We start from the raw sequence: 23,404 nt of genomic DNA on the forward strand, positions 1-23,404 counted from the left end.
TTATAATAGAAGAGAGACTTTAGAAAAAAAGTAAATGTTTTGGAGGTGAACTATTGTGTTTTCGCGTTTTACACTTCATCCACATGCATTAAAAGATGAATCAGATTTAAAACAATTTGAAACGATTTTAGAAAAACGCCCACAATATGAACTGACAGAGAATGGGATGAAATTTAGTTATATAGCAAGTCGTATTCTTGGTGTTCCAAACGACGTAGATGAATATTTTAATGAATTATTTGATTACAGCGAAGTGAAAGGAATCGAAGTTTTGCATGAGCAAAATTTAAATAAAGTGATTGATTCTGAAAAGCTTCGTCATATTCAAGAAGTTTTCACGTTGCATCAAGAAGCACCAAATGGACTTACTGTAAATAGGCTTGTCGCTCATTTATCAGGAAAGCAGCTGTTACCAAAAGTAGATAACCTTGATTTACAGCACTATATACAGACGACGTTTATTTCTGTATTAAAATTGTATGAGAAACAACATAATCAATCTTTAAAAACAGAAGGATTCCGCCGGTTTTTAATTGATATCATTAAATTAAGCGGAAATTACGTAGCAAAGTGGTTTTCTACAATTAATTATAAGAAGCAAATGCCACGTATCGTTTGGTATGGTGATGCACAGGAAAGTCGTATATATTTCTTATACTTTCTTATTATGCTCGGATGTGACGTTCTATATTATCATCCAGAAGGAAAAGATGGTTTTGAAAGTGTTGATGACGAAGGAAGGACTTTTGTCGTTTCTCATCCAGGTCGTATTTCATTGGAACCATTTCCAGATCGGCGCCGGGAACGTGTTGCAACAGTTGCATATCAAGCTTCAAAGGAAATTGAACAAGTACTTCACCATGATAATTCGTTGTTATACAAACCGTGGCAATTCCGCACGTATACACCTGTAGCACGTACATTAAAAACGACATACGACGAACTCTTTTTAATTACGAAAGAAAAGGCGTTTATACGTCCAACGTTTTTTGTTGAAAATAAGCATATTTATATTCCTTCTTTATTTGCAAAAGTATCGGGCGTTTCAAAAAATGATAAAGAATATTTTCAACGATTGAAGGCTGTCACATCATTTGATAACAGTTTATTAATTAATACATTTCCGTTTACAAAAGAGCAAAAAGCGAATTTCCAATATCATTATCGAGATGCATTAGATCGTGCTGGAAAGTTGCATCCTGATCAAATTGTGAATAGTCATTGGTGGCCACATAAGCGTTTGCCTGAAGGACTACAACATGGTATCGCAGAGGCAATCATTCATACATGTGAAAGTGAACTTTGTAAACCAATTGGGAAAGAGACGAAACAAGATGTAGCACTATATGTTTTTGCGCAACTCACCCAAATTCCGCCTCATATTTTAGAACAGCTTGAGAAATTCGATTATTCACAAGAAGTACCGAAAATTGTTATATTTAATAATGAAAAGAGCGGAGAATTAACTCGTTCTGATGCTGTCTTATTACTGTTTTTAAATCAAATTGGAGTGGATGTGCTTCACTTTAATCCTACGGGTAGAAATGACATTGAACCGTATATTGCAGCAGAGGCATTTGATTCACATTGGCTTGAGGAAGTGAATTTTGATTTTGAATTTCAAGGTTCATCACCCTATAAAAATTTATCGCAAACAATAAAAGGGCTATTTCGCCCATTTTTATAAGGAAAGGGAGAATTACATATGAATAATCCAGTCGTACTAGATTCGAAAATAGAATTGAATGAGCAAACAGCACAAGATGTTCGCTTACAGCTTAGACAAGATGCTGAAGTACAACGCATTTATAACGGAGTGGATATTAAAGATCAGTTGGAACTAATCGAGCTTGGAAAAGAACCGTCTATGGAAATTTCTCGTTTTGCAGATCAAATTCTACATACGATGTCTTTATCTAAAGTAGAAGATTCAGGAGAATTATTAAAACAACTTGGTAAAATTATGGACCGATTTGATAGTAAAGATTTTGCAGAAGAGAAAAGCGGCTTTTTCTCTCGTATGTTCAAAAAAGCAGATAAAATGATTGAACAAATCTTTAGTAAATATCAAACGATGGGTCGTGAAATGGATAAAGTATACGTAGAAATTACGAAGTATCAAGATGAAATGAAAAAATCAATTGGTACATTAGATGGCTTGTATGAGCAAAACTTAAAATATTATTTAGACCTAGAGAAATATGTAGTAGCCGGAGAAATGCTGTTAGAACGTTTAAACACAGAGTTAGTTCCGATGTACGAAGAGCGTATACGTAATAACGATCAATTAGCAGGTATTGAATTAGAATCTCTTAAAAACTCTGTTGAAATTTTAGAGCAGCGCATTGACGATTTAGAAAAAGCACGTATGGTTGCTTTATTAACAGCACCACAAATTCGTATGATTCAGCGTGGTAATAATAAATTAATTGGTAAAATTAATACAGCATTTATTACAACAATCCCTATCTTTAAAAATGGTATCATTCAAGCTGTGAATGCGAAACGTCAAAAACTAGTTGCAGATTCTATGGCTGAGCTTGATCGTCGTACGAATGAATTGCTTAAGAAGAATGCACAAAATATTGCAACGCAAAGTGTGGAAGTAGCGAGATTATCTGGTTCTTCTAGTATTAAGATGGAGACACTTGAAGAGACTTGGAACATTATTTCAAGAGGTATGCAAGAAACACAACAAATTGAAGAACAAAATAAACGTGAGCGTGAAGAAAGCCGTAAACGCATGGCAGAATTAACAGAGAACATAAAAAAAGAATTACAAGGATAAATAAAGAGGCAATGAGGAATATCCTCATTGCCTTTTATTTTCTTTTAAATAGCTTTATGATTTCATTCACGACAAGTGGCATGATGCTTAATAAGAGAACAAATCCCCAATCTCGTATTGTTAATGCATGTACACCAAATATATTTGCAAGAGGAGGGATGGAGATAATACAAACTTGCATAAGAACACCGATAAGAAGTGAGAAGACTAAATATTTATTTGTAAATATCCCAATGGAAAAGATTGATTTCGTTCTTGAGCGTAAGTTAAATGAATGAACGAGTTGAGAAAAGCTAAGCACGATAAATGCCATCGTTTGAGCATGTAATAGAGCATCTTCATCAATTTGATCTGGGAAGAGAGGGAATAAGTTTGTATCTCCTGTATAGAACTTCGCCCCAACAATAAAGGCTACTAAAGTAAGAAGTCCAATAACGATTCCGTTGAAAATAAGAAAAGGTACGCTACCACTAAATAAGCTTTCTTTCGCATGGCGTGGTTTTTCCTTCATCACATCTGGATCTTCGGGATCGACCCCAAGTGACAACGCTGGAAGGGTATCGGTAATTAAATTTACCCACAAAATGTGAATAGGACGTAACGGTGTTGCCCAGCCGAGTAAAATAGCTAAAAAGAGAGTTATAATTTCTCCGAAATTACAAGAAAGTAGGAAGAGAATGGACTTTTTAATATTACGATAAATGTTTCTTCCTTCTTCAACAGCTTTAACAATAGATGAGAAGTTATCATCTGTTAAAACCACATCGGCTGCGCCTTTTGCGACATCTGTTCCTGTAATTCCCATAGCTACTCCAATATCTGCTTGCTTTAAAGATGGAGCATCATTTACACCGTCACCAGTCATGGAAACGATATTCCCTTTGGCGCGTAATGCTTTTACGATCTTCACTTTATGTTCTGGAGAGACTCTAGCAAAGACATGTAAATGATTAATTTTATTCGCTAGTTCTGTATCTGAAATGCTATCTAATTCAGTCCCAATCATAACTTCAGATTCTTTTTCAGCAATACCAAGTTCTTTCGCGATTGCAAAAGCGGTGTCTTTATGATCGCCAGTAATCATGACCGTGCGAATACCAGCTTTTTTACACTCTGTAATAGAATCTTTTACTTCCGGACGTGGTGGATCAATCATACCAACAAGACCGATAAATATAAGATTTTCTTCGAGATGACTTATATCCACATGGTTCGCATTGTATTGTTTAAATGCGAATGAAAGCACTCTTAAAGCTTCTTGTGACATCGATTGGGCAGCTTCTAATATTTGATTTTTATCAGATGCTGTTAGGACCTCGACTTTGTTATTTATAAAGATATGGGTACAGCGAGGTAAGAGTTTATCAATGGCACCTTTGGTCATACTATAGTAGCTTTCATCGTATGTATGTACTGTTGACATCATTTTACGATTAGAATCGAAAGGTAATTCGTTAACACGTTCATGTTTATTTTCCAAATTATCTTTTTGAATGTTAAAAGAGCCCCCTGCAATTAGAAGTGCAATTTCTGTAGGATCACCAGTTTGTGAATCGCTACTATAAGATGCATCATTACATAAAACCATATTTTCTAATAATAGGCGCTGTGCATCGTTATTTACATTTAAGTTGTCTAAATTATCGTATACATGGTCACTGTAAAAGTGCGTGACCGTCATTTTATTTTGAGTTAATGTACCTGTTTTATCTGAACAAATAATTGTAACGGAGCCAAGAGCTTCAACAGCTGGTAGTTTACGAATGATAACGTTTTGTTTAATCATACGCTGAACACCGATAGCAAGAACGATGGAAACGATAGCTGGTAAACCTTCTGGAATGGCTGCAACAGCTAAACTAATGGCAGTCATAAACATTTCTAAAGTATCTCGTCCTTGTAAAAAACCGATGAGAAACATAATGACACAAATAGCTACAGCGACAAAGCCTAAATATTTTCCTACTTGCGCTAAGCTTTTTTGAAGTGGTGTCATATCATCCTCAGCTTCATGTAAAAGAGTTGCAATTTTCCCGATTTGTGATTTCATTCCGGTTTCAACAGCAACACCGACGCCGCGTCCATATGTTACTAGCGTTGACATAAAGGCCATGTTTTTTTGATCGCCTAATGGTACTTGCTCATCAGTTTGCATAGAGGGATGGTAAAGTGCATCCTTATCAACAGGAACGGATTCGCCTGTTAAAGCAGATTCTTCAATTTTTAAATTTGCTGTTTCAATAAGTCGTAAGTCACATGGAATGTAACGCCCAGCATCAAGCATAACGATATCACCTGGTACGACATGTTCAGATGGAATTTCTTTCAGTTCACCGCCTCGTTTTACGATTGCTTTTGGTGTCGCCATTTTTTTCAATGCTTCTAAAGCTTGTTCCGCTTTCGATTCTTGGATTACACCAATGACAGCATTTAAAATGACGACGAGCGCGATAATACTTGCGTCAGCCCATTCACCTACAAAGGCAGAAATGAGGGCAGCAATTATAAGAACATAAACGAGAGCATCATTGATTTGAGCGAATAGTCGTTGCCATAAAGTCCGCTTTTGTTTTGTAGCTAATTCATTTCGGCCATATTGCTTTAAACGTTCATTTACGATTTCATCTGTTAAACCGTGCTGTTCATTTGTTCCTAGATCGATTAATATTTGATCTTTTGTCTTACTGTACCAATTGCTCATAAGTAAGCACCCCCAGTAAAAACAGTTAGCAATGGTAGTGTGGCAATTCTTTACGAGTAGTATGTATGGAGAAATAATCTAAGAGGTTCTACTTTTATTGTACAGTATTTTAAGATATCTGGAAGAAAAGAGAAGCGTTGTCATAAATTTGTTGAAATTGAAAAGAGCCCCATCTAGGAGGCTCTTTGTTATTTTTTAATTAATGTACCTAATTCTTCTGTAATAGCTTGCATTTCACTAATGCTGAATGTTTCTCGTTTCATAACGTGATCATAAATGTCGCGTAAGTCTTCGTACATTTCTTGGTTAAAGTTAGTAGCTCTCATTGCTCCAGCGTTAACCATACGTAATTTTTCTTTAATAGCTTCTACCATATATTCAACATTTTCCTCTGATTTTACGGATAAATCCACCGAAGTGTCCCCCTTTAAAATAACATAAGGCTATCTTAACATTTTTTATCATTTTCGGTAATGAAACTTTTCAATCCTATTAAATTAGTAGGGATTTCCTTTATAATTAATAATTGATTGTTTATACTATATGTATATATAAGAAATGCACCAAGAAGGGAAGAAACAAAAATATGGTTCAAGTATTGTTTGTTTGTCTTGGGAACATTTGCCGTTCTCCAATGGCAGAAGCGATTTTCGGCGATCTTGTCGTAAAAGAAGGATTGGAAGAGAAAATGGTTATTGATTCTGCAGGAACTGGAGATTGGCATATTGGCCATCCACCACATAAAGGAACACAAAAAATTTTAAAAGAAAATGAAGTCTCCTTTGAAGGAATTAAAGCACGTCAAGTAGAAAAAGAAGACTTAACAAAGTTTGATTATATTATTGCCATGGACAACAAGAATATAGCAGATTTAAAAAGTTTAGGTAAAACTGGAGGCTATATTGGTAGGCTGTCCGACTTTGTTCCAGACGGTGGCTGGACAGACGTTCCTGACCCTTACTTTACAGGGAACTTCCAAGAAGTGTATGACCTTGTAACAGAAGGGTGTGTAAAGTTATTAGCTTTCATTCGAAATGAACAAGGAATATGAGGAAGCTTAGAAAGAAATACTTTCTAACATAAGAAATGAAAGGGTGAAGGAATATGGCAAAGAAAAATAATATTGCTCGAAACATTGCGCTTGGTGTAGCTGCAGGTGTAGCTGTTTCCATGTTAAAGAAAGAAAACCGTGAAAAAGTAAAAAATACAGCAGAAAAAGCAAAATCAAAAATGATTGAAATTGGTGAAAATGCAAAGATAAAAGAAAAAGTACAAACTGTTACAGATAAAGGGCGCGAACTTGCTGATTTCAATGTAGTGAAAGCGAAAGTAGCGGAAATTAAAAAACTGACTCCTTCTGTTGTAGAGACGTTAAAAGAAACAAAAGAAATTTTTAGTAAGAAAAAAGTAGAACCAGACAAGAAGCCAGAAACGATTGAAATTCAAGCTGTGTCTCCAAAAGCACAGGAGCTAAAAGCGGAAGACGAGCCAGTAGTAGCTGAAGATGGTGGTATGAAAGAAGCGCGTGAATTATTTATGAAAGACTCAAATGTGGAAGAAAAAAAAACGGAAGCATACATTGAGTTAAAGCAAGATACAGAAGAGAAGAAAAGCGTTTAAAGAAATATGAAAAAATTTCTAGAGAAAGCAAGGGGAAATCGCGTGTATTCGTTTGGAAAAGATTTATATGACCGAACGATGCGAGACGATGTAGCGGGCTTGGCAGCACAGCTCGCTTATTTCTTCTTGCTTGCAATTTTTCCTGGGCTTGTTTTCTTAATTACGCTTCTTGGATTTATTGATCTTCAAACAGAGAATGTGCTCAATTTATTGGAACCGTATGTACCAGAAGATGCGATGAATTTAATTGAGGTAAATGTAGATAAAGTTGTAAATGAACAAAATGGTGGATTATTATCATTTGGTTTATTATCGATGTTATGGTTTGCTTCAAATGGTGTTAATGCGGTTATGAATGCTTTTAATCGTGCTTATGATGTGAAAGAAACACGTTCTTTTATTAAAACAAGAGCTTTATCCATCGTGTTTACGTTAGCAATGATTTTTATGATTGTCTTTGCGTTAATTGTCCCGGTATTTGGACAAGTTATTGGGGCAGCGGTATTTAAAGCACTCGGTTTATCAGATAGTTTTTCTTTCGTGTGGAGCATTACACGGTTAGTAGCCAGTTTCTTCGTTTTATTTGCTTTGTTTAGCTTTGTATATACATTTGCACCTGATCGTAAGTTAAAGAGAAGAGAGGTTGTTTCAGGGGCGTTATTTGCTACTGTAGGATGGATTGTGGTATCGTACTCATTTGCTTATTATGTAGATAAGTTTGCAAATTACGCCAATACATATGGTGGTCTTGGTGGTATCATTATTTTAATGTTATGGTTTTATTTGACGGCTTGGGTTATTTTACTTGGTGGAGAAATTAATGGATTGCTTCATTTTTATCGAACGAGTGACAATAATTCCCGTAATGAAAAATAAGTTTCTGTTCCATAATAAAAAGGAACAGGAGGGGATTCATCATGAGTAACAATAAAAAGAACCACAATAATAAAAATAGCGGTAAGCAAAAGAGCAGTTCGCATCCAAAGCATAAAACGAGTAGCAGTGCGAATGGTCATAATAGTTATCATTAAAAAAACGGGTCCTTTATCAGGGACCCGTTTATTTGTTTCCTTTTAATAATCGTAAACCGTTCAGAATCACGAGAATTGTACTTCCTTCATGGCCGATAACCCCAAATGGAAGAGCTAAAAATTGTAAGAAGTTTGAGCAAATTAACAGCGCAATTATAGTCAGGGAAAAGATAACGTTTTGCTTCACGATGCGATTCATTCGTTTTGATAAACGAATTGCTTGGGAAAGTCGGGATAGTTCATTTTTCATAAGAACGACGTCTGCTGTTTCTAATGCAACATCTGTACCTTCACCCATCGCAACGCCGATGCTAGCAGTAGCAAGTGCAGGGGCATCGTTAATGCCATCACCAACCATTGCAACTGTACCGTATTTTTCTTTTAATTGTTTTATCGTTGCAACTTTTGTTTCTGGTAGGCACGATGCGTAATATTCCTTTATATTACTTTCAGTAGCAATTGCTTTTGCTGTTTCTTCATTATCACCGGTTATCATAATTGCTTTCACACCTATACTTTGTAAATCGCGAATAGCAGCAATTGTTTCTTGGCGAAGTGTATCTTTTAAAGCGATTAGACCGAGAATACCATCTTCATCACTAATATAGACGACAGTTTTTCCTTCTTTTTCGAGCATAGCCGAAATACCATTATGGAAAGTTTTTGTTTCCTCACCGATAAAATCTGCTTTACCAATTTTATAAGCTTTGTTTTCTAATGTTCCTTTTAGTCCAAAACCAGTTACATCTTCAACATTTTCTGGTTTTTTTAATGTAATGTCATAAGCATGTTTTGCATATTTAACAATTGCTTCTGCTAAAGGATGTGTAGAGTGACTTTCAATAGTTGCTGTAATAGAAAGTACTTCTTTTTCTGTTACGCCTTCTCGAACGTATACATCTGTTACAGTAGGTTTTCCTTGTGTTAATGTTCCAGTTTTATCAAAGGCAATCGCTTTTACTGAAGCTAGGCGTTCTAAATGGATTCCGCCTTTAAAGAGGATACCGTTTCTTGCCCCGTTAGAAATTGCAGATAAAGTTGCTGGTGTAATGGCGGCAACGAGTGCACAAGGAGATGCAACTACAAGCAAGATCATTGCGCGATAAAATGTTTCATTCCAGCTCCAATCAAGTAAGAAGTGTGGTACGAACATCATAAGTGCTACCACGAGAAGTACACCTTTTACATATGTTCCTTCAAATTTCTCAATGAATAACTGTGATGGTGATTTTTCACTTTGCGCATTTTGAACAAGACGAATAATTTTTTGGAACAAAGTTTGATCGCTATGTTTCGTGATTTTTACTTCAATAGCGCCACGTAAATTTACTGTCCCAGCAAATACCTCATCACCAAATTTTTTTTCATTTGGAATAGGCTCTCCTGTAATAGCTGCTTCATCAATATTTGTTTCACCACTATGAATTGTGCCGTCAGCAGGAACACGCTCACCTGGCTTAATTAAAATAATATCGTTAATCTGCAACTGTCCGACTGGAATGCGTTCTTCTACGCCATTAGAAATACGCAATGCTTCTTCAGGTTGTAAGTCAAGAAGAGCTGAAATTTCTTTTTGGCTTTTGCTTAGTGTATAAGACTCCATTGCTCCACTTAATGCAAAGATAAAGATTAAAATAGCACCTTCTGCCCAGTAACCAATAATTGCAGCGCCAATAGCTGCAAAGAGCATGAGCATTTCAACATTTAATTCTTTCTCTTCAATTGTGTCTTCAATGCCTTCTTTCGCTTTTGCATATCCTCCAATTACATAAGCAAGGATATAAAAAGCAATTCCCGCATTTATTGCTTCATTTTTTGTAAGTAACCAGCCAGTTAAAATAAAAATACCAGATATGATTGCAAATATAAGTTCATAGTGCTTTTTGAGTGTTTGAATCCAAGATGAATTAGGTACATTTTGTTTTGATGATAATGTTTTTGCTTCCGAGTTCATTATTACTCGCCCCTTTCAAATTCTTATTGAGAAGAAGAATCAAAATCGAAACTCTTATAAAACGACGAAAGCTGCCATCCATAAGGATAGCAGCATTTCTGTTGAATCTGATTTTAACAGTTATTATGTTGTAATTATTATATAGTATAGCATATGTTTTTATTAGATGATATGTTTTTGTTTCTAGTATAAACTGAAAACTTGTGTTTTCTCATTTCCTTTGGTATATATGAATATTGTTCATAAAAAGGTCGGAAAGGAAGACATCAAGTGAAGACAGAGAAATTTTTTACCCATCCGATTGGCGTATTTATTGCTGCAATAGCAGCGACATTTTTATGGGGAAGCGCATTTCCTTTTATTAAATTAAGTTATGCTGAACTTGGAATTCAGCCACATGAAGTTGGTGAACAAATATTATTTGCAGGTTATCGCTTTTTCTTATCAGGTGTAATGCTCTTATTCTTTTTTAAAGCGATAGGAAGAGATATACAGTTCAAAAAAGGAACGGGAAAGCAGTTAGTACAAATTGGCTTGTTTCAAACGTTCCTTCAATATGTATGTTTTTATATTGGAATGAGCTATAGCTCAGGGATTGAAGGGGCAATTATTTCAGGGACATCATCTTTCTTTCAAATTTTAATCGCACACTTTTTATATAAAGACGATGCTTTAAATGTGAGGAAAATAATTGGGATATCTATCGGTTTTTGTGGTGTAATTTTAGTGAATGTACCGAGTAATGGAAGTTTGTCGTTCCATTTTGGAATCGGTAGTTTATTACTTCTTATTGCAGCAATGATGTATTCATATGGAAACATATTAGCGAAAGAGGGCAGTAAAACATTAGATATCGGTTATATGACAGCATATCAAATGATTTTTGGATCGGTCGGGTTATTATGTATTGGCGCATTCCAAGTTGGAGTGATGCCATTTGCATTTAATGCGAATTCGATGCTCATGCTCTTTTATCTATCCTTCTTATCAGCAGCTGGATTTTGTATATGGAATACAATTATGAAATATAACAAAGTAGGAAAAGTATCGATGTATATGTTCTTTATACCAGTGTTTGGTGTACTATTATCAAGTATGATTTTAGGAGAAGCGATTCATTCCTTTGTTTTATTTGGTTTAGCATGTGTAGCAGCTGGGATTATTGTAGTAAATCGTACCCGGGCTAAACAAAAAACTGAGCAAGAAAAGCAAGCAGCATAGAGGCTGACAAACTTGTTAAAAAGGAAGGACGGTATTGTTCTTCTTTTTTTTAGATAGAAAAAGGAGAACAGACCATATGTAACGAAAAAAGATACAGTAAAGGTTGTTTTAGTTATATATTCATTCTTTGAGGAGAACATGTTATGAATGGAATTTATATTGTGTTAATTGGACAAATTATTATCTTTATTGCAGGTGCAATCTATGCAATGGGACAAACGAAACAAACACGAGGTAATTTACCGTTACCGCTAGCAATTCGTCTTATTCTTAGTTTTTCTTTAACAGGTAGTGCGATTTGGATATGGTTACAAGATCCATCGATAGAGTATAGTAGCTGGGTTGCGCTAGGGATGACTTTATCGACATTAGGAGATTTATTTATGGCAGGCTTGATACCATTTGGCCATCGATTAATCGGAGGAATGGTTGCTTTTGCCATTGCTCATTGTTTTTATGTGAAAGCATTTTTGCAAACAGGCATTTCGTGGCGTGGTTTTTTGATTGGGCTAATTGCATATGGTTTATTCCTAATTGTAGGATGGTTCTTTTTTATTCGAAATGAAAAGCAAGACAAACTCTTTACTATAGGAGCACTCATTTATGGTTTATGGGTCGGAGGAATGGCCTGTTTTTCCTTTGCCTTATATTATGAGAACCAAGGAGTATGGTGGCTGCCAGCACTTGGTGGTTTATTATTTGTGATTTCTGATTTCATTATTGGTGTTACGGATATTGGGGGGCGTAAAATGAAATATGAGCCGCTCTGGATCTGGTTCACCTATGTTGCTGCACAGATGTGTATTGTATATGTTGGAATATAATGTGAACTGCTTTTAGGAGCAGTTCTTTTTTTAGATAAATGATATAATTAATTGGCAGAAAATACGGAATTTATAATCAGGGATGAAATAGAAAGGGGTTATTAATGAAAAAGAAAAGTCGTTTGCGTGAATTGTTTGAAATATTTGCGATTGCATGCTTATTAGTTTTTTTGGCGAAAATTTTCGTGTTTTTCCCTACGACTGTAAAAGGTGCATCGATGAGGCCAACATTACAAGATGGTGATAAAGTTATCATTAATAAATTATCCAAGAGATTTGAAAGCTATAAGAGAGAAGATATTATCGTCGTGAAGACTGATAATTTTTATGTGAAGAGAATCATTGGATTACCAGGAGATATAATTGAGATGAAAAACGATGAGCTATATGTAAATCATGAAGTGAAAAGCGAGTCTTACTTAAACAACAATAAAAAGCAGGCTAAGCAACTTCTTATTAATTTAACAGAAGATTTTGGCCCAATCACGATTCCTAAAAATAAAATTTTTGTTATGGGTGATAATCGTCTAGTGAGCAAGGATAGTCGGAACGGTTTAGGTCTTATTGATAAAGCAGAAGTGTTAGGAACGTTAGCAGCGATTTATTATCCATTTGAGCATATGAAAGTTGTAAATTAGAAATAAGAAAAACCAAGCAATTATTGAGAGTTGCTTGGTTTTTCTTGTTTTAAATGGTCGGTGCTTCATTATTTTCTTTTTTTGTAGAAGAAGTTCCACTATTTTTTATCTCGGTGTCTAACATGAATTTGTGTTGTAATAACTGTAACTTAAATAATGTTAACGGATCATGATAAGTCTCTGGATTTGTTCTTAGCTTTGTTAATGTTTGTTCATCTTCTTGTATTTCAAGATGAGATGCTTCAACGTTTTGTTTTAATATGCTAAGAGGATCCTTAAAGAACATCATGATATCACGTTCTAATGCACTTTCAAATAATTCAAATTGAAGGAAGAATTGTTTTGAAATGGTTGTAGCAACATCTGTATAATCTTCCGATTCAATATATTGTTTATATTTGTTATAGAGTATAGATTGATTTTTTTGCATATTACCGAATAGCTTTCCAGCACTTTTTAAGAAAAATTGTGTTGGTGTAAAACGTAGTAAAATATTTATGTTATTTACCGTAATTCTATTTGTCATTCTTGCGACATCTCTGCGCCAATCATCAAGCAATTTGAAGTCACAAGGTAGTTTCATACGCTCTTCTTCATATAGCTTATTAAAGGTATCGCTCATTTCATCTAAATAAGCCTGACCTTGAATGAACTCATTATGTGCAGTTTCAATCCATTCTTGAATAGATTGAGTAAATTTAGGTAATAGCACGTGTTGGACATGTTTTTGAATTCTTTCGTTCATTGCCATATTTAATTCTTCATGAACTAATTTAAAGTCACTATCTTCTTGAACAAGGTCGGAGCAACTCTGTAATAATTCAGGAATTTGAGCATGTATATCCTGTGTAATTTCTTCTTTTGTTAGACGATAAGACTCTGTAATGGAACGAATTTTATCTTTTTCAATAGCAGTAAGATTGTTAATAAAGCCATTTAGTTTCACTAAAATATGTTTGTTCCAGCGAATTGATTTTACTAACGTATTTTCTAATTCTACACGTTCGTTTAGGAGGTATGTAATCGTCTTTTGAATGAACCATAATAATTTTTCAATGCGTTCCTTTTCTATGTTTCGCTGAGTGAGATTAGAAATAATAGATTCTGTTACATCACCTAGCTGATGACTGCTCTCTTGTAAAGGAGAGTAAGGGAATATTCGTGTATTTGGAAAATGTACAAGTATTTTATTTTTAATATTATTGATCATTTCTTCATTAGCGTTTGTATCAATCGTGTGTAAGACGAATTGAATTTGTAAATTTGGTACTTGTTCCCGAATGTATAATAATGTATCAAGTTCTTCATCGTGTAACGGTGAAGTTGAATTTATTACATATACTAGGCTATCTGCTGCCTGTAAGTATTCAAAGTTTGAACTGCTCGGGTCAATTTGGCCATGAAAAGCAGGTGTAACAAGAAACGCAAATTTATTTTTTCTTAAAAATCTACTTGGCAATTTAATTTCAATACATCTTTTTTCAAGTTCTGTCTGTGAAGATGCATCCATTATATGATGCAATTCATTAAAGTTTGGAACATTTCGTATATCTAACTCTGTAAACTCTGTTATTTCAGTTTGAGCGTTATCTTTAAATACAATAGGAGTTGTTAGCGAGTTATTTAGTATATTCTCTCCTAGTATAGAGTTGATAAATGTAGATTTATCATGATCGCTAGTTCCTGCTACGAGAAGCTGTGTAACAGTTAAATCATATAGTTCACGCACGAGTAATGTAAACTGGTGTCCTAAGTCTACGTCGTTTTTTTCAGCCCATACAGCAATTGTTTCAAAAAGGGCTGATATAGTGGCTATATCGAGGTCTGCGTATATTGCTGAGTTAGTAAGTAATGCTCCAGCACTTTTTACAAGTAATGATTCTAGACTAGTTGGTGATACTTCATGCCAAGCTAATACTGCGGCAGAAACAAGTAAAGAATCTTCCGCTTTTGTTAAGCTAAACCAATTTGTTAATAAGTCTGGAACAAGTCCGTGTAATTCATGCATTAAATGTTCGCCAGTAATTAGTTCGAAATAAGTATCTTGATAGCGTGTAGAAATTTCGTTCCAATCGTCAGCTGCATCTACTTCGATATGTAAGAATAAGTGATTAAGTGTTTGAATCCAAGCTAGATGAGATGTTTCGTTTTGATAGCTGTTCCAAAGTGAAGAAACAAGTTCTTTAAATTGTACTTGATCAATTGTATATAAAGCTTTTAAAGATTCATAAAAATATTCAGGTTTTATTTTTTTAGTAAACCCTCTGTTTATATAATTGATTAAAGTATCGAACCAATGTAATGATTTTGTTCGAATCCCTTCTTGAACCGCAAGTTCAATAGCATTGTTCCAATCCTCTTGTTTTTCATAGAAAGAGCGAGCAATAGCAGTAATATTTGGATAGTCTGGTTGAAATGAAACTGCTTCGTTAATTGTTTTAAAGGCTAGACCTAATCGTTGTTGATCAATATAAAGAGAAAGGAGTTGTAATGATACTTCCATCGTAAGAGTTATATCTTCTGTTTGGATAGATTTATAAATTTCCTCCGCTTTTGGAAGAAACCCTAATTCAAAATAAGAATCTGCTATATTTTTTTGCGCCCAAAGCGCAAGATCATTATTTACCTTTTCCCATTTAAATATGGCTGATTCAAAGTCTTTGTTTTGAAAGTAAACCTCGCCTTGTGCAAAGCGAATGTTAGATATATTGGAGAATTCATTTTTTGATTCATTTATATATGCTTCCCCAAGTACTTCTGTTACTGGAGTGGAAGTTTGCTCCGTTAAAAATGTTTTATAGTAAACCTTTTGTATAAATTGTTTTTCCATGGTCATGTGTTTTCCCCCTGTATAATTTAGAAAAATGATTTTTTATGTAAAAGGGTGCATATCACTCTAATGAATAGAAGTTGCATTATATAGACCAAAATATGTTCTTTGCTAGTTATATCATTTTTCATGAGAGTTAAAACGTTGCGAAAAGTAACTTTCTCTTATTGTAACAAAAAAAATAAGCTTATGAATTTTTATTTTTGTAATCCTTCTTATGAAATATAGTATATGTAAAGAGAAGGGATGGATAGAAGTAGAGTTCATTTTAAAAACGATGTATAGTGAATATGTATACTATGTTTGCCTTAAAGATAGAACGGGTACAATATGGAATAACAATCGTGCATAGGATGTGTCGTCCGAATGGAACAACATGTTGGGGAGTTAATCGCACATTATGGGTATTTCGGAATTATTATAGCGCTGGCGGGCGGAGTTGTTGGATTACCAATACCAGATGAATTCTTACTAACGTTTGTTGGATATAATATTTCGAAAGGTGTTATGTCTGGGACAGCTGCTTTTTTAAGTGGAATGTCAGGGGCGATGCTTGGAATTACATTAAGTTATTTACTCGGTTTAAAACTTGGATTTCCTGTTTTAAAAAAATATGGTCCGAAAATTAGAATTAAAGAAGAACATATAGAGAAAACGCATGTTTTATTTGAAAAATATGGACCCGTCTTATTAGTAGTCGGATATTTCATACCAGGAGTGCGTCATTTAACAGCGTACTTCGCAGGGATGTCCAATTTAACAGTTTGGCGATTTTGTTTATATGCTTATAGTGGTGCACTTATTTGGATTAGTGTCTTTATCGGCCTTGGCTGGAAATTAGGGGAGAAATGGCGCTTTGTTGAATATAGCTTACATCATTATGGGGTATGGATTTTAATTATTTCAGCAGTTGTGACTTGTATTGTATGGTTCTATATAAAAAGGAAAAAAAACCGCTAATATGAGCGGTTTTTTAACTGAAAGCAATAAATAGTACACCAGCTGTAATAAAGACTACACCAATACCTGTCATAAAGTTTAACTTTTCACCTAATATAATCATCGCGAGAAGGATAGAAAGTACTACACTTAATTTATCGATAGGGGCTACTTGTGAGACCTTTCCTGTTTTTAGGGCAAGAAAATAAAATAGCCATGACGAAGCACCTGCAATTCCACTTAATGTGATAAATAGCAGTGCTTTTTTATTTAGGAGGACATCGCCGATATTTTGAAATTTACCTTGTATAATAATAACTCCTACCATAAATAATGCCATAATAATAGATCGGATAGTTGTTGCAACGTTGGCATCGATTCCATCTAAACCAATCTTTCCGAAAATAGATACGAGTGCAGCAGCAATTGCTGATAATAGTGCGAATAATAGCCATGAACTCATGTGAAATTCCTCCAATCTTACATTATTATATATGAAAATCATTCTCATGTATAAGCAGGAAAGGAGAGAATAACTATAAAATACAAAAATCCCACCTTATAACTTTGTATAAGGTGGGATTTTTGTATACTATTCTGCTATTTCTTCATATAGAAAGTACGTTACATTATAAATGTGTTCTACTTCATCATCTGTCATAAATAATAACTCATCACGTTCGATCCCCTTTTTCTTTTCAATAAATTCAATCATGTTTTTCCGTTCTTCTCTCTTCATCAATTTTATTTCTCCTCTCAATCTGTTTTAATACAGTTTATTTAAGTTACTCCTATTATATAACAGAATCTTTAGAAAGTTCCACCTATTTTTAAATTTTTTTGAGTAGAACTTTTCGACAAAACAAGCCTCTTAAAGAGGCTTGTTTTCATTTTATAGTCGTAAAAACTCGGGCTCGGTCGCACCAGCACTATCGATGTAATAAATTGTGTTGGGATTGATTTTAATTAGGACATAATTAGGATCTTCAGCGCCAAGTAACCAGCGTTTTAAACTATTAGTCCAAAATTTATTTTTTAACGTTTGATCTTCTTCAATGGAAGCTGTACCTTCAACTTCAATATAATCTTCATCTAATTTCTTGCCTTCTCGTCCAAGTAGTACATGTACATTTGAATTCTTTTCGATATCTTTTATCTTTTTTGAATTTCGATCTGTTGCAACATATAGTACAAAATCCTCATGAAAAAACATCATAAAAGCACTATGTGGTTTATTGTCACGTACAGTAGCTAATACGCCAGTTCGTTGACCTTGAATAATCGTTGCAATTTTTTCTTTTAAGTGCATGCTTTTAACCTCTTTTCACAATTTGTAATTCTTTTCGTCTGAACAAGATAATTTAAATATCTTTCATACTGTTTTCTTCAATTGTCTTTTTTAAACGTAATTGTGATGAAATCGGACAAGTTAGGAGAAGAATAATAATAATATTGAGGAGAAATACATACGATGGAAGGATGGAAAGCATGTTTAATAAAATTTTTCTCATACTGGCACTTACAGGTGTACCACTTTCTGTACTCGGGAAAACGCTTCATTGGCCACAAACCATTATGTTTGCTGTATATTGTATTACCATTATTGCATTAGCAGGTTTTATGGGGAGGGCGACGGAAAGCTTAGCAATTGTTTCTGGGCCTCGGATAGGTGGTTTATTAAATGCTACTTTTGGTAATGCAGTTGAACTTATCATTTCAATATTTGCACTTCAGGCAGGATTAATTGAAGTTGTGTTAGCTTCTTTAACAGGTTCTGTACTTGGAAATTTGTTATTAGTAGGTGGTTTATCGTTCTTTGTTGGAGGACTTAAATATAAAAGGCAAAGCTTTAACGTGTATGATGCGAGACACAATTCAGCTTTATTAATATTTGCTGTTGTCGTTGCCTTTGTTATTCCGGAGATTTTTTCAATGAAGATGGATGTTGGAAAGACGTATCAATTAAGTATTGGTGTTTCTATTATTATGATTATTATGTATCTTGCTGCATTACTGTTTAAGTTGGTGACACACCGCGGTGTATACCAACATAAAAGTGATGAAGAAGTGCACGATGAAGAGCCTGAATGGTCAAAAGGAAAAGCATTGCTCATTTTAGCGATTGCAACAATTGCGGTAGCTTACGTTTCAGAAGCACTTGTGCATACATTTGAAACGGTCGCAAAGTCATTTGGCTGGTCAGAGTTATTTATAGGGGTTATTATCGTTGCGATTGTTGGTAATGCGGCAGAACATGCATCTGCGATTATTATGGCATATAAAAACAAGGTAAATATTGCTGTTGAAATCGCAGTAGGTTCTACATTACAAATTGCCATGTTTGTTGCTCCTGTACTAGTACTTCTTTCTATGTTTTTCGCAGTAAAGATGCCACTAGTATTCACAATACCAGAACTTGTTTCTATGATTACAGCGGTTTTTTTAACGATTGCAATTTCAAATGATGGGGATACAAACTGGTTTGAAGGAGGAACTTTATTAGCGGCGTATGTCATTATGGGAATTGGTTTTTATTTATTATGAAAAATAGGGATAACAATGCGTATGAGAGAAAACAATAAATACAGTAATTTATATACCTTTATGTAGGAAGGAGCCAGACAGGTGAAACGAGTATACAGCATATGTCTTTCAACTATGGTCTCGTTTATTTTATTATTTCCTAACAGTAGTTTTGCAAAGACAACAGTAGAAGTAAAAGTGCCTTCATCTGTTTTAAATATTTCAAAAGATAATACATTTCCAAATGATGCACAAGATTTACCACGTTTACAGCCAAGTAAGTTTGCCCAAGAACTATTGAAAACAGCAAATATCAAAATTGAAAACCCGGATTTAATTCGGATGTTTAATGAAACGACAATTTCGAATGCACCGCTTGCTGTAGGGTACCGGGCGAAAATTTATTTAGGGCAATGGGCATTAAATTATGAATCGACGGATACATCAATTAATTGGGAATACAAGCAAGTAAATCGAAATGTATACGATAATCGCGGAGGGGATCGATTATATCCACTTCGTTACAAGCAAGAAACTCAGAAAACAATTGAAGGCGATTTAACAGCGGATATGAAAAATGCTACAGATGTGAAAAAAATGATGCTTTTAAAAGCGCTTGAAAAAGTACAATTGCCACTTTCATTTAAAACGACAATTGGTTATGGTACTGGACATGAGCGCGTTTATAATATTAGTCCAAGTCAGCTCGGATATTTATACGCTTACACACCTGCGGTAAATGAAAAAGGAAAAGTAACATTTGGAGAAGTCTACCTTGTGTTAAAAGGAAATCAAAAAAGGCTTGTCGTAAAAAATATTACCTCTCAAGGAATTGGAGCAGCTATTCCAATTCATGATCATTTATTTTTTAAATTTATTTCTTCATCGCATTCACAATGAAATTAAAAAAACGTCAGCCTGTAAGCTGACGTTTTTATTTATAATATAATATTTGATTTTTTTGATAAGAAATCTTCTGTTGGATAGTAGCTATTTTTTACGAGAACATTTGGTCCAAGACATTTCACAGCAGGACAATGACAACTTAATGATTTTGCTGTTTTTGAGACACACCATTTGTCATACGCTTCTTGTAGTGTATTTGTTTGTACATTACCTAGAAGCGGGACATCACCAAAATCTGTCACGATAATATTTCCGTCAAAAATATTCACATTTAAACGGGAGCGTCCGTCTGGATCATTACGAACAGTTACATTTTTACTTTCATGCAATTTGTTTAATGTGTGTAAATCACGTTCATCATCACTACATGCATAGAAAGGTAATGTTCCAAATAACATCCATACATTTTCATCGCGAATATTTAATAAATGTTCAATTGCATTTCGGATTTCATCTTTCGTTAAAATTTCAAGGTTGCTAGCGAAGTCACTCGGATACATCGGATGTACTTCATGACGTTTACAACCCATCTCTTCAACGATTTGACGATGAATGTGTTCAATATGTGGTAAAGTTCGTTTGTTTAACATTGTCTCGGCTGATACGAGAACGCCTGCATCTGATAGTGCTTTACTATTTGTAATCATTCGTTCAAATAATTTTGCACGTTGCTCATAAGTAGGTTTACGCTCCATCATTGCAAATCCGCCTTCAACGAAGTCGTCAATTGTTCCCCAGTTATGTGAAATATGCAATACGTCTAAGTAGTGAATAATTTGTTCGTAGCGTGCTAAATCTATAGTTAAGTTTGAGTTGATTTGAGTGCGAACGCCTCGTTCATGGGCGTATTTTAAGAGTGGTGTTACATAATTATCGACGGACTTTTTTGAAAGCATAGGTTCTCCGCCTGTAATACTTAGAGAACGTAAATGAGGAATCTCATCTAATCGTTTTAATAAAAGCTCTATCGGAAGCGGATTTGGATCTTTCGGCTGTAATGTGTAACCAACAGCGCAATGCTCGCAACGCATATTGCATAACGTCGTCGTTGTAAACTCAACGTTTGTTAATAATAATTTGCCGTACTCTTCAAGGTCCATATACGCTTCCCATGGATCGTAAGAAGGAGTAATCGGCTTCATTGTTTGTGATGTAATCATATGAAATACTCCTTTGACTATTGAAATAACAATTTGTCCATTTTCTATAATAGAAGAATATGTGCTTTTTATAAAGTGAAACTTTTTTGTGAAAAAAGAGATAGTGCTTACATTATAATGAATTCCTTTGACAAAATTGATGAAATTTCATGCCCATAGCAATTGTTTTTGCTGTATAATAAAAGCAACTCGAATAAAAAGGAGAGTGCCTTCGTGGGAAAAGCAATTCAAGATAAAGATTCACAATTAGTATATTTGAAAGAACGTTTAAATATGTTCATTGAAGTAATTGATACAATTGAACCTGAAGAAGTAGAATTAGAAGATGTAGATCGTCTACTTGCAATGTTAGACGAATTAGAACTAAAATGTGAGCAATTTAAAAAAGACGAATAATATATTAAAACGGCTACCAATGTAAATTTGGCAGCCGTTTTCTGTACGGAACCTTTTTGATTTCCGTTCGGATAATAGATGGAATATAGAAAAAAAGGTATAATCAAGTTGTGAAAAATTTCATTCCATCTTTAATGTAATGAAATAAATAAAAATTTTAAAGACTGAACGATGAAATTTTCAGTTCATAACGTTTTGGTAGCGTTCACAATTGAGGGGGAAGTAACAATGGAAAAGCTTCAAGAAAGCATGTATCAACTAATTGTTGAAACGTCAACGAACTTACCTAAAGATGTTCGTCGTGCGATTCAACAAGCGAAAGAGCGAGAAAATGCAGGGACTCGTTCTGCGATGGCACTTGGCACAATTACGAATAACATTAAAATGGCAGATGATAATATCTCACCGATTTGCCAAGATACAGGGATGCCAACGTTTAAAATTTATACACCAGTTGGTGTGAATCAACTAAAAATGAAGGAAGCTATCTATAGTGCGCTTGAGCGGGCGACAAAAGATGGTAAACTTCGTCCGAATTCTGTGGACTCTCTTTTTGGAGACAATAGTGGTAACAATTTAGGACCAGGTACACCAGTTATTAAGTTTGAGCAATGGGAAAAAGATTATATTGATGCACGTTTAATTTTAAAGGGTGGCGGCTGCGAGAATAAAAATATTCAGTATAGCTTACCTTGTGAATTAGAAGGGCTTGGACGCGCAGGCCGTGATTTAGAAGGAATTCGCAAATGTCTTCTTCATGCGGTATATCAAGCACAAGGCCAAGGCTGTAGTGCAGGTGTAATTGGTGTTGGTATCGGGGGAGACCGCACATCAGGTTACGAATTAGCAAAAAATCAATTATTCCGTACATTAGATGATGTCAATCCAGTATCAGAGTTACAAAAACTTGAAGAGTACGTATTAGAGAATGCGAATAAGCTTGGCATTGGTACGATGGGATTTGGCGGAGAAACAACTTTACTTGGTTGTAAAATTGGCGTATATAATCGCCTGCCAGCTAGCTTCTATGTATCTGTTGCATATAATTGCTGGGCATATCGTCGCCTTGGTGTAACGATCCATCCTGAAACAGGTGAAATTATGGATTGGTTATATCAAGAAGGTGACGATACACTTCAGCAAGAAGCACAAGAAAAAACAGAACAACGTGAGATTGTACTGCAAGCACCAATTACAGAAGAGCAAATTCGTGAACTTCGTGTTGGCGATGTTGTAACAATTAATGGCATGATGTATACAGGGCGTGATGCAATCCATAAGCATTTAATGGATAACGATTGTCCTGTAGATTTAAATGGACAAATTATTTATCATTGTGGTCCAGTTGTAGTGAAAGATGAAAGTGACACTTGGCAAATTAAAGCGGCAGGTCCAACGACAAGTATTCGTGAAGAACCGTACCAAGGCGATATTATGAAGAAATTCGGTATTCGTGCTGTAATTGGTAAAGGTGGTATGGGTGCGAAAACATTAGCTGCTTTAGAAGAACACGGTGGTGTATATTTAAATGCAATTGGTGGCGCAGCACAGTATTATGCGGAATGTATTAAAGAAGTGAAAAATGTTGATTTCTTACAATTCGGTATTCCAGAAGCAATGTGGCACTTACGTATTGATGGGTTTAAAGCAGTTGTAACGATGGACTCTCATGGTAATAGTTTACACGCTGATGTTGATAAAACATCACTTGAAAAATTAGCGAGCTTTAAAGAGCCTGTATTTAAGTAAACAAAAATGCATCTCGAATCATTCGAGATGCATTTTTTGGTATATATAGAAAAACATGCTCAGCATGAAAGAAAGCAAGGAAACAGAAACTACAGGTACGATTATATATGGAAAGGAGACTATT

At 34.8% G+C, this 23,404-nt stretch carries 21 protein-coding genes; 13 read left to right on the forward strand and 8 right to left on the reverse strand.

Annotation, left to right across the window (positions count from 1 at the left end; genetic code table 11):
* Positions 1 to 55: 55 nt before the first annotated feature.
* Together DJ93_RS15130 and DJ93_RS15135 are read left to right on the forward strand one after the other, a co-directional pair.
* A complete protein-coding gene (locus DJ93_RS15130; protein ID WP_042981679.1) occupies positions 56 to 1,687 on the forward strand; it encodes a YceG family protein in 1,632 nt (543 codons plus the stop codon).
* An 18-nt stretch (positions 1,688 to 1,705) separates the two neighbouring features.
* Positions 1,706 to 2,788 (forward strand): toxic anion resistance protein, encoded by a 1,083-nt coding sequence (locus DJ93_RS15135; protein ID WP_042981680.1) that lies wholly within the window; start codon positions 1,706 to 1,708, stop codon positions 2,786 to 2,788.
* Positions 2,789 to 2,822: 34 nt separating this feature from the next.
* Here DJ93_RS15135 and DJ93_RS15140 read toward each other — a convergent pair whose 3' ends face one another.
* Complete coding sequence (locus tag DJ93_RS15140; protein ID WP_042981681.1) at positions 2,823 to 5,489, reverse strand: cation-translocating P-type ATPase; 2,667 nt, start codon at positions 5,487 to 5,489, stop codon at positions 2,823 to 2,825.
* A gap of 188 nt (positions 5,490 to 5,677) precedes the next feature.
* Positions 5,678 to 5,902: a DUF1128 domain-containing protein gene (locus DJ93_RS15145; RefSeq protein ID WP_042981683.1), complete on the reverse strand. Its 225-nt coding sequence runs from the start codon at positions 5,900 to 5,902 to the stop codon at positions 5,678 to 5,680.
* Positions 5,903 to 6,075: 173 nt separating this feature from the next.
* Between DJ93_RS15145 and DJ93_RS15150 the strand changes: the two genes are divergently transcribed.
* From DJ93_RS15150 to DJ93_RS15160, 3 genes are read left to right on the forward strand one after another with little or no spacing between them, the layout of a single operon-like run.
* Entirely contained in the window at positions 6,076 to 6,540 is a 465-nt protein-coding gene (locus tag DJ93_RS15150; protein ID WP_042981684.1) for a low molecular weight protein-tyrosine-phosphatase, read from the forward strand.
* 53 nt (positions 6,541 to 6,593) lie between these two features.
* Positions 6,594 to 7,109 (forward strand): DUF4075 domain-containing protein, encoded by a 516-nt coding sequence (locus DJ93_RS15155; RefSeq protein WP_042981686.1) that lies wholly within the window; start codon positions 6,594 to 6,596, stop codon positions 7,107 to 7,109.
* A 6-nt stretch (positions 7,110 to 7,115) separates the two neighbouring features.
* On the forward strand, positions 7,116 to 7,985 hold the full coding sequence (locus DJ93_RS15160) for a YihY/virulence factor BrkB family protein (protein WP_042981687.1): 870 nt from the start codon (positions 7,116 to 7,118) through the stop codon (positions 7,983 to 7,985).
* A 183-nt stretch (positions 7,986 to 8,168) separates the two neighbouring features.
* On the opposite strand, the gene DJ93_RS15165 is transcribed toward DJ93_RS15160, so the two are convergent.
* Positions 8,169 to 10,094: a heavy metal translocating P-type ATPase gene (locus tag DJ93_RS15165; protein ID WP_042981688.1), complete on the reverse strand. Its 1,926-nt coding sequence runs from the start codon at positions 10,092 to 10,094 to the stop codon at positions 8,169 to 8,171.
* Positions 10,095 to 10,364: 270 nt separating this feature from the next.
* Here DJ93_RS15165 and DJ93_RS15170 point away from each other — a divergent pair, with 270 nt between their 5' ends.
* From DJ93_RS15170 to lepB, 3 genes are all read left to right on the forward strand, one after another.
* Positions 10,365 to 11,315, forward strand: a complete 951-nt coding sequence (locus DJ93_RS15170) for a DMT family transporter (RefSeq protein ID WP_042981689.1) — start codon at positions 10,365 to 10,367, stop codon at positions 11,313 to 11,315.
* Between the two features lie 143 nt (positions 11,316 to 11,458).
* The gene (locus DJ93_RS15175; RefSeq protein WP_042981690.1) at positions 11,459 to 12,139 is read left to right on the forward strand and encodes a lysoplasmalogenase; all 681 of its coding nucleotides are present in this window, start codon (positions 11,459 to 11,461) and stop codon (positions 12,137 to 12,139) included.
* A 104-nt stretch (positions 12,140 to 12,243) separates the two neighbouring features.
* On the forward strand, positions 12,244 to 12,777 hold the full coding sequence (gene lepB / locus DJ93_RS15180; protein ID WP_042981691.1) for a signal peptidase I: 534 nt from the start codon (positions 12,244 to 12,246) through the stop codon (positions 12,775 to 12,777).
* A 49-nt stretch (positions 12,778 to 12,826) separates the two neighbouring features.
* Here the strand turns inward: lepB and DJ93_RS15185 are convergent, their stop codons facing one another.
* Complete coding sequence (locus DJ93_RS15185; protein WP_042981692.1) at positions 12,827 to 15,613, reverse strand: tetratricopeptide repeat protein; 2,787 nt, start codon at positions 15,611 to 15,613, stop codon at positions 12,827 to 12,829.
* Positions 15,614 to 15,973: 360 nt separating this feature from the next.
* Here DJ93_RS15185 and DJ93_RS15190 point away from each other — a divergent pair, with 360 nt between their 5' ends.
* Positions 15,974 to 16,567: a DedA family protein gene (locus DJ93_RS15190; RefSeq protein ID WP_042981694.1), complete on the forward strand. Its 594-nt coding sequence runs from the start codon at positions 15,974 to 15,976 to the stop codon at positions 16,565 to 16,567.
* A gap of 13 nt (positions 16,568 to 16,580) precedes the next feature.
* Here the strand turns inward: DJ93_RS15190 and DJ93_RS15195 are convergent, their stop codons facing one another.
* The 3 genes from DJ93_RS15195 to DJ93_RS15205 form a co-directional block, all read right to left on the reverse strand.
* Positions 16,581 to 17,009, reverse strand: coding sequence for an EamA family transporter (locus tag DJ93_RS15195; protein ID WP_042981695.1), 429 nt, complete (start codon positions 17,007 to 17,009; stop codon positions 16,581 to 16,583).
* 129 nt (positions 17,010 to 17,138) lie between these two features.
* Positions 17,139 to 17,285, reverse strand: coding sequence for a BH0509 family protein (locus DJ93_RS15200; RefSeq protein WP_000817786.1), 147 nt, complete (start codon positions 17,283 to 17,285; stop codon positions 17,139 to 17,141).
* A 153-nt stretch (positions 17,286 to 17,438) separates the two neighbouring features.
* A complete protein-coding gene (locus DJ93_RS15205) occupies positions 17,439 to 17,855 on the reverse strand; it encodes a pyridoxamine 5'-phosphate oxidase family protein (protein ID WP_042981696.1) in 417 nt (138 codons plus the stop codon).
* Positions 17,856 to 18,034: 179 nt separating this feature from the next.
* Between DJ93_RS15205 and cax the strand changes: the two genes are divergently transcribed.
* Both cax and DJ93_RS15215 read left to right on the forward strand, forming a co-directional pair.
* Positions 18,035 to 19,090 carry a calcium/proton exchanger gene (gene cax, locus DJ93_RS15210; protein WP_042981698.1) on the forward strand — a complete coding sequence of 352 codons (1,056 nt, stop codon included), beginning with the start codon at positions 18,035 to 18,037 and terminating at the stop codon, positions 19,088 to 19,090.
* 81 nt (positions 19,091 to 19,171) lie between these two features.
* Positions 19,172 to 19,969, forward strand: coding sequence for a YfkD famly protein (locus tag DJ93_RS15215; RefSeq protein WP_042981700.1), 798 nt, complete (start codon positions 19,172 to 19,174; stop codon positions 19,967 to 19,969).
* Between the two features lie 38 nt (positions 19,970 to 20,007).
* On the opposite strand, the gene yfkAB is transcribed toward DJ93_RS15215, so the two are convergent.
* On the reverse strand, positions 20,008 to 21,135 hold the full coding sequence (gene yfkAB, locus DJ93_RS15220) for a radical SAM/CxCxxxxC motif protein YfkAB (RefSeq protein ID WP_042981701.1): 1,128 nt from the start codon (positions 21,133 to 21,135) through the stop codon (positions 20,008 to 20,010).
* Between the two features lie 213 nt (positions 21,136 to 21,348).
* Between yfkAB and DJ93_RS15225 the strand changes: the two genes are divergently transcribed.
* Both DJ93_RS15225 and fumA read left to right on the forward strand, forming a co-directional pair.
* Positions 21,349 to 21,531, forward strand: coding sequence for an SE1561 family protein (locus tag DJ93_RS15225; protein WP_002174720.1), 183 nt, complete (start codon positions 21,349 to 21,351; stop codon positions 21,529 to 21,531).
* Positions 21,532 to 21,759: 228 nt separating this feature from the next.
* On the forward strand, positions 21,760 to 23,280 hold the full coding sequence (fumA, locus tag DJ93_RS15230; protein ID WP_080743485.1) for a class I fumarate hydratase: 1,521 nt from the start codon (positions 21,760 to 21,762) through the stop codon (positions 23,278 to 23,280).
* Positions 23,281 to 23,404 lie beyond the last annotated feature (124 nt).

This window comes from Bacillus clarus, assembly GCF_000746925.1.
In the GTDB taxonomy this organism is placed as follows: Bacteria; Bacillota; Bacilli; order Bacillales; family Bacillaceae_G; genus Bacillus_A; species Bacillus_A clarus.

What these genes read in the sequence shown, in the direction of transcription:
- DJ93_RS15135 (WP_042981680.1), top strand. Translation starts at nt 1,706, where the DNA reads ATGAATAATCCAGTCGTACTAGATTCGAAAATAGAATTGAATGAGCAA.
- DJ93_RS15140 (WP_042981681.1), bottom strand. Translation starts at nt 5,489, where the DNA reads ATGAGCAATTGGTACAGTAAGACAAAAGATCAAATATTAATCGATCTA.
- DJ93_RS15150 (WP_042981684.1), top strand. Translation starts at nt 6,076, where the DNA reads ATGGTTCAAGTATTGTTTGTTTGTCTTGGGAACATTTGCCGTTCTCCA.
- DJ93_RS15155 (WP_042981686.1), top strand. Translation starts at nt 6,594, where the DNA reads ATGGCAAAGAAAAATAATATTGCTCGAAACATTGCGCTTGGTGTAGCT.
- DJ93_RS15160 (WP_042981687.1), top strand. Translation starts at nt 7,116, where the DNA reads ATGAAAAAATTTCTAGAGAAAGCAAGGGGAAATCGCGTGTATTCGTTT.
- DJ93_RS15165 (WP_042981688.1), bottom strand. Translation starts at nt 10,094, where the DNA reads ATGAACTCGGAAGCAAAAACATTATCATCAAAACAAAATGTACCTAAT.
- DJ93_RS15175 (WP_042981690.1), top strand. Translation starts at nt 11,459, where the DNA reads ATGAATGGAATTTATATTGTGTTAATTGGACAAATTATTATCTTTATT.
- lepB (WP_042981691.1), top strand. Translation starts at nt 12,244, where the DNA reads ATGAAAAAGAAAAGTCGTTTGCGTGAATTGTTTGAAATATTTGCGATT.
- DJ93_RS15185 (WP_042981692.1), bottom strand. Translation starts at nt 15,613, where the DNA reads ATGACCATGGAAAAACAATTTATACAAAAGGTTTACTATAAAACATTT.
- DJ93_RS15190 (WP_042981694.1), top strand. Translation starts at nt 15,974, where the DNA reads ATGGAACAACATGTTGGGGAGTTAATCGCACATTATGGGTATTTCGGA.
- DJ93_RS15195 (WP_042981695.1), bottom strand. Translation starts at nt 17,009, where the DNA reads ATGAGTTCATGGCTATTATTCGCACTATTATCAGCAATTGCTGCTGCA.
- DJ93_RS15200 (WP_000817786.1), bottom strand. Translation starts at nt 17,285, where the DNA reads ATGAAGAGAGAAGAACGGAAAAACATGATTGAATTTATTGAAAAGAAA.
- DJ93_RS15205 (WP_042981696.1), bottom strand. Translation starts at nt 17,855, where the DNA reads ATGCACTTAAAAGAAAAAATTGCAACGATTATTCAAGGTCAACGAACT.
- cax (WP_042981698.1), top strand. Translation starts at nt 18,035, where the DNA reads ATGTTTAATAAAATTTTTCTCATACTGGCACTTACAGGTGTACCACTT.
- yfkAB (WP_042981701.1), bottom strand. Translation starts at nt 21,135, where the DNA reads ATGATTACATCACAAACAATGAAGCCGATTACTCCTTCTTACGATCCA.
- fumA (WP_080743485.1), top strand. Translation starts at nt 21,760, where the DNA reads ATGGAAAAGCTTCAAGAAAGCATGTATCAACTAATTGTTGAAACGTCA.